The sequence below is a fragment of the Mesorhizobium sp. M0018 genome (assembly GCF_040323955.1).
GTDB lineage: Bacteria > Pseudomonadota > Alphaproteobacteria > Rhizobiales > Rhizobiaceae > Mesorhizobium.
Map to the genome: position 1 here is coordinate 163,019 of NZ_JAMYVL010000013.1, position 6,272 is coordinate 169,290.

Here is a 6,272-nt window from a genome sequence, read left to right on the forward strand (position 1 = left end):
AGGCCGGTGGCGGGCTCAATCGACCTTGGTCATCGCCGCCTTGCGCTCGTTGGCGATCAGCCAGAGATTGCGGATGTAGATCAACAGGCCCATGGCCTGGCCGGCGATGAACACCGGATCCTGACGCTGGATGGCGTAGATCAGCAGCAGGCCGCCGCCGAACAGCGAAAAGAACCAGAAGGCGATCGGCACGACGCTGCGCTTGGCCTTTTCCGACGCCACCCACTGCACCAGAAAGCGCATGGTGAAGAAGAACTGGGCGACGAAGCCGAGCAGAACCCAAGCATCGAATTGCTTGACGAAAACATCGTGAAGCCAGGTCGCCAATTCCTGAAGCACGTTACCCATGCCTGATTTCCTCTACTTTGGGCATTCTGCGGCGCCTGCGGCGCAGCCACCAGACGCCGGCAAGATCGAGCACGCCCTGCAGGCCGCGATCGAAGATGCCGTAATTCGATTTGCCGTGACGGCGGGAGCGGTCGACGACATCGCAATGGACGACGCGGTAGCCCTCCTGGATGACCAGCGCCGGAACAAAGCGGTGGGTGCCGTCGAAGAACGGCAATTTCCGCAAAATGTCGGTGTGGATCGCCTTGAGGCCGCAGCCGGTATCCCGCGTCTCGTCGTGCAGGATGGCTTTTCTCAGCCCGTTGGCGAAACGCGACGCCAGTTGCTTGATCTTGCTGTCGCGGCGCTTCAGACGCTGTCCCTGTGCGGCCCCGACTTCGGGACCAGCCTGCCGCAGCGCGTCGATCAACACCGGGATGTAGCCGGGGTCGTTCTGGCCGTCGCCGTCGATGGTGGCGACGATATCGCCGCGCGCCGCCCAGGCGCCTGAGCGCACCGAGAGCGACTGGCCGGCGGATTTTTCATGCCTGAGATGGCGCAGCGGAAATCGGCGAAGCGCTGCCTCTGCGGCAAGCACCGAAGGCGTATCGTCTGTCGAGCCATCGTCGACGACGATGACCTCGAAGTCCCGCCCGGCCATGGCAGTGCCGATCTCGTCGAGCAGAAGCGGCAGGTTCGCCGCCTCGTTCCGGCAAGGAATGACGATGGATATCTCCGGCATCTCGACTCTGTCACAGGATATGGCATTCGATCGATGCCGCGCGGTCCAGTGGAAGAGCCCCCCTGGCGCGGCGCCTCATTACGCCAGCCGAAACAATGACGCAAGCAGGCCGCACGCTTGGGGTTCTCCCTTCTCCCCTTGTGGGAGAAGGTGGCCGCGCGAAGCGCGGTCGGATGAGGGGTGTTCCAGCTTGGCAAGGACGGCACTCCGTCCAGCACCCCTCAACCGTCTTGGCGCTGCGCGCCAATCCACCTTCTCCCACAAGGGGAGAAGGCAAGAGGGTGTCGCAAAACCGGATTCCACTTTTGCTGATCGCGCTTGAGTGCTAAACGCCCGCCTTCATGCATAGCCGGGCCGCGTTCGGCCGGAAGCCTTTCGGGAAAGAAAATGTCCGCCTTCAAATCCGATTTCCTGCGCACGATGAGCGAGCGCGGTTTCATCCACCAGACCTCGGACGATGCCGGCCTCGACCAGCTTTTCGCCATGGAAACGGTGAGCGCCTATATCGGCTTCGATGCTACCGCCAGGAGCCTGCATGCCGGGTCGCTGATCCAGATCATGATGCTTTACTGGCTGCAGCAGACCGGCCACCGGCCGATCGCGCTGATGGGCGGCGGCACCTCGATGATCGGCGATCCGTCGTTCAAGGACGAGGCGCGCAAGCTTTTGACGCCGCAGGACATTGAGGACAATCTCGCCGGCATCCGCCGCAACTTCACGCCCTACCTCAAATTTGGCGGCGGCCCCAACGACGCCGTCATGATCAACAATGCCGACTGGCTGATGGACATCAACTACGTCAATTTCCTGCGCGATGTCGGCCGGCATTTTTCGGTTAACCGCATGCTGGCCTTCGATTCGGTCAAGCTCCGGCTGGATCGCGAGCAGTCGCTGTCGTTCCTCGAATTCAACTACATGATCCTGCAGGCCTACGACTTCGTCGAGCTCTACAAGCGCCTCGGCTGCCGGTTGCAGATGGGCGGCTCCGACCAGTGGGGCAACATTATCAACGGCATCGATCTCGGCCATCGCATGGAAGGCGCGCAGCTTTATGCGCTGACGACGCCGCTGCTCACCACCTCCTCCGGCGCCAAGATGGGCAAGTCGGCCTCGGGCGCGGTCTGGCTCGATGCGGAGATGCTGAGCCCGTACGAGTTCTGGCAATACTGGCGCAACACCGAGGATGCCGATGTCGGCCGTTTCCTGAAGCTCTACACGACCCTGCCACTCGCCGAGGTCGGACGCCTCGAACGGCTCGGCGGCTCGGAGATCAACGAAGCCAAGAAGATCCTCGCCACCGAAATCACCGCCATGCTGCATGGCCGCGAGGCGGCGAAGGAGGCCAGCGAAACGGCGCGTAAGACGTTCGAAGAAGGGGCGCTCGCCGAAACACTGCCAACCGTCGAGGTGGGCAGGACCGATCTTGAAGCCGGCGTCGGCATATTGTCGCTGTTCGTCACCGCCGGGCTGGCCGGGTCCAACGGCGAGGCACGGCGGCATATCCAGGGCGGCGCCGTGCGCCTCAACGACCAGCTCGTGGCCGACGATCGCAGGATGGTGACGCTGCAGGACCTTGGCCCGGAAAACGTCGCGAAACTGTCGCTCGGCAAGAAGAAACACGTTCTGGTGCGGCCGGTCTGACCAGGGCCCGGTACTTCCTGTTAGATCTTTTCCGAAACCGGTTTCATCTTGCGGCGCTTACCTTCGGTTCGGAATCACCGCCGAGGCTAATCAGCTAGCTCCCGAGAATGGCCGAGGTGCCATTCGTCTCATCGATCGGATCGAGCAGGTAGCGCAAATAGCGGACGTTCTGCGGCGCTTCGATGAACGTCTTGTTCGGGGCACGGAAGCGGACTTGCGGCTTGGAGGCTTGGAGGCTTGGAGGCTTGGAATGTGAGAAGCGGACGTTCAGGCGCCCCCATGCATCGACGCGATCTGACCCATTCACGACAGTCGAAATCACGGTGAACGGGTCCGCTTGCGCCGGTAAAGCGAACGTACGACGTGCTACGAATCTCGCCTGGCTGGTCCTGGGCGGACCAGAGGAGCTAACGTCTATGCTATAGCCCTCCATGGCCCTCCTGAATCCCTGGGTTTGGACACCAGTTCGAGCGGAACGCCAGAGAGATGCCCTGAGGCGCTGCTGTCACGTGGGATGGCTGCCTCGCAGGCGCCGCCCTCCGATAGCTCATGGGCGGCTTGAGGCGGCGATCGCGGGATAGTCGGTATAGCCAGCGGAGCCGCCGCCATAGAGCGTCGCCGAGTTGAACTCCGTCAGCGGCGTGCGCGTCTTCAGCCGTTCCACAAGGTCGGGATTGGCGATGAACGGGCGCCCGAAGGCGAAGAGGTCCGCCTTGCCCTCGGCGAGCCGCGACGCCGCGAGGTTGAGGTCATAGCCGTTATTGGCGATATAGGTATTGTTGAAGCGGCGGCGGAGCGATCCGAAGTCGAACGGCGCGACATCGCGCGATCCGCCCGTGGCGCCCTCGACGACATGGATATAGACGATGCCCAAAGCATCGAGTTGATCGACGATATAGTCGAACTGCGCCTGGGGGGCGCTGCTCGAGACGCCGCTGGCGGGCGAGACGGGCGAAATCCGGATGCCGGTGCGCTCTGCGCCGATCTCCTCGACCACCGCAGTCGCAACCTCCAGCATCAGCCGGGCGCGGTTCTCGACCGATCCGCCATAAGCATCCGTGCGGACATTGGCACCGTCCTTGGCGAACTGGTCCAGCAGATAGCCGTTGGCGCCATGAATCTCGACGCCATCGAAGCCGGCCTCAATGGCGTTCGCGGCTGCTTGCCGGAAATCGTTGACGATCCCCGCAAGCTCGTCGAGCGCCAGCGCGCGGGGCTCCGAAACCTCGACAAAGCCGTTGTTCACGAACGTCTTGGTCGCGGCCCGGATTGCCGAGGGCGCGACGGGCGCGGCGCCGTTCTCCTGCAGATCGACGTGCGAGACGCGGCCGACGTGCCAGAGCTGCAGGAAAATCCGCGCGTCCTTGGCGTGCACCGCGGTCGTGACCTTTCGCCAGCCGTCGATCTGAGCCTGAGAATAGATGCCGGGCGTGTCCTGGTAACCTTGTCCCTGCCGCGAGATCTGCGTGGCCTCGGAGATCAGCAGGCCGGCGGAGGCCCGCTGGCCGTAATACTCGGCGGCAAGGTCGCCCGGAACGAAGCCCGGGCCAGCGCGATTGCGCGTGAGGGGCGCCATGACGATACGATTGGAGAGCGTCAGCGAGCCGAGAGAATAAGGCTCAAAAAGTGCTTTGTTGGTCATAGGTCACCTTGTTTGTCCCCGCCGCGACGAGGTCGTTATCAAATGGTTTCGTTGGTGCTCAGGCGACCTTGCGGTACCGCTCGGCGGGATGTTCGTTCCGATAATTCGGAAGCATGGCCTGGCGCGCGGCCTGAAGCGCATCCCACTGCCCGGCATCGGGAAGCGGCGGGATGGTCACCGGTTCGCGGCGGTCGAAGCCGACCAGCGCCGCATCAACCAGATCGTCCACCTCCATCACGTTGGAGAGCGTGTTGATGTCGGCGCCGACGTGGTCCCAGATCTCCGTACGCGTCGTGGCGGGCAGCACGGCCTGGACGTAGACACCCTTCGGTGCGAGCTCGAGGCTGAGCCCCTGCGACAGAAACAGCACGAAGGCTTTGGTTGCGCCGTAGACCGTCATGCCGAACTCCGGCGCCAAGCCGACCACGGAGCCGATGTTGACGATCGACCCTTCGCCAGCTTTCGCAAGACGCGGGGCGATGGCGCTGGCAAGTCGCAGAAGCGCGGTCGTGTTGAGCGCAACGAGCCGGGCGACGTCATTGGTACTCTGCTCGATGAAGCTTCCGCCGATGGCTGTTCCGGCATTGTTGACGAGAATCCCGATGCGGACGTCATCGCGCAGCCTCGTCTCTACCGTTGCAAGCTCGGCAGGCTGCGTAAGATCAGCCTGGATGATGTCGATCGCAACGCCAGTTTCCTGACGGAGCCGGGCTCCCAGTGCCTCCATTCGTGCCACGTCAAGGGCAACGAGCACGAGGTCGTGTCCGCGGCGGGCGAACCGTTCGGCATAGGAAGCTCCGATGCCCGTGGAGGCGCCGGTGATGAGGACTGATGGAATGGTGGTCATGGCATTGCTCTTTTCTCTGATGGAACCTATATTCATGACGATCATCATGATTGCGGCTAAATATGATGGGCATCATGTAAATGTCAACGGGGCCGACGGAGAATTTTGAAATGAAGGTCAGCCGAGAGCAGATGGCGGAGAACCGTCACCGGATATTGGATGCGGCCAGCCGGCTGTTTCGCGAGAAGGGGTTCGACGCGGTCAGCGTGGCGGAAGTGATGAAGGCCGCCGGGCTCACCCATGGCGGCTTCTATGGCCATTTCAGTTCGAAGGACGACCTGATCGCGCAGACCCTTGCCCACGTCCTCGCCGCGGACTCAGGCGGAGGGGGCGATCTTCGCGCTTATGTAGGTTCCTATCTTTCGCCCCGGCATCGCGACAACTGCGCCGGCGGTTGCCCGACGGCGGGCCTTGCCGCAGCCATCCGCCATCAGACCCCGGCTGCACGCTCGGCCATGACGGAAGGCCTACGATCGCAGATCGACCGTATCGGCAAGGCGCTCCCGGAGTTGGATCCGGCAGACAGACGCCGCACGGCGATCGGAAGCTGGGCAGCGATGGTGGGGGCAGTAATCCTCGCCCGGGCGATCGACGATCCCGCGCTGTCGGATGAAGTGCTTGAGCAGACGCGCGCCTGGGTCGATGCCGGGATCAGCCAAGTGTCTGCCAGCTAGGTGGTCTGCGGCAGGAGTGCTCTTGTCGAGAGCAATGCGGCTATCGGCGTTGGTTGGGTGGCTATCTTGCAGAATATCGCACGGCAGCGTGCAATCAGCGGGATCCGCGGACCAAGAGGGTTTCGAACTTCCCTGTTGAGGCAACCATGCTGTCGCCCAATTTCCGCTAAACTGGCGAATGAAGCCGTTCAACGGCAGAACATCGAATGACCGCTCCTGGCGCAACTACGTCCTCAAGCGCGATCGCCGGTGATGTCCGCTGTAAGGCGGTGGCACAACTAACTTTAACGGCCGACATTGCTGAAGGGTTTCGGGTGCCGTCAGGCGTACGAAAGTCTCTGATGCAGGAACCCGCGGGCCGCAGGCGGTGAGCTATGGGGATTTGTGTTTCGGGGTGTG

6 protein-coding genes are annotated in these 6,272 nt (G+C 62.8%); 2 read left to right on the plus strand and 4 right to left on the minus strand.

Translation table 11 applies throughout. The features are described from left to right. Positions 1-15: 15 nt before the first annotated feature. Positions 16-348, minus strand: a complete 333-nt coding sequence (locus NKJ81_RS19820; RefSeq protein ID WP_023674681.1) for a lipid-A-disaccharide synthase N-terminal domain-containing protein — start codon at positions 346-348, stop codon at positions 16-18. Beyond that, positions 341-1,069 carry a glycosyltransferase family 2 protein gene (locus NKJ81_RS19825; protein WP_352477338.1) on the minus strand — a complete coding sequence of 243 codons (729 nt, stop codon included), beginning with the start codon at positions 1,067-1,069 and terminating at the stop codon, positions 341-343. Before NKJ81_RS19825 ends, NKJ81_RS19820 begins: the two co-directional genes overlap by 8 nt. 387 nt (positions 1,070-1,456) lie before the next feature. Between NKJ81_RS19825 and tyrS the strand changes: the two genes are divergently transcribed. Next, positions 1,457-2,710 carry a tyrosine--tRNA ligase gene (tyrS, locus tag NKJ81_RS19830; RefSeq protein WP_352541452.1) on the plus strand — a complete coding sequence of 418 codons (1,254 nt, stop codon included), beginning with the start codon at positions 1,457-1,459 and terminating at the stop codon, positions 2,708-2,710. Positions 2,711-3,257: 547 nt separating this feature from the next. On the opposite strand, the gene NKJ81_RS19835 is transcribed toward tyrS, so the two are convergent. Continuing rightward, complete coding sequence (locus NKJ81_RS19835) at positions 3,258-4,352, minus strand: alkene reductase (RefSeq protein ID WP_352541453.1); 1,095 nt, start codon at positions 4,350-4,352, stop codon at positions 3,258-3,260. Between the two features lie 58 nt (positions 4,353-4,410). After that, positions 4,411-5,199, minus strand: a complete 789-nt coding sequence (locus tag NKJ81_RS19840; protein WP_352541454.1) for an SDR family NAD(P)-dependent oxidoreductase — start codon at positions 5,197-5,199, stop codon at positions 4,411-4,413. A gap of 110 nt (positions 5,200-5,309) precedes the next feature. On the opposite strand from NKJ81_RS19840, the gene NKJ81_RS19845 reads away from it, so the two are divergent. Next, a complete protein-coding gene (locus NKJ81_RS19845; RefSeq protein WP_352541455.1) occupies positions 5,310-5,873 on the plus strand; it encodes a TetR/AcrR family transcriptional regulator in 564 nt (187 codons plus the stop codon). Positions 5,874-6,272 lie beyond the last annotated feature (399 nt).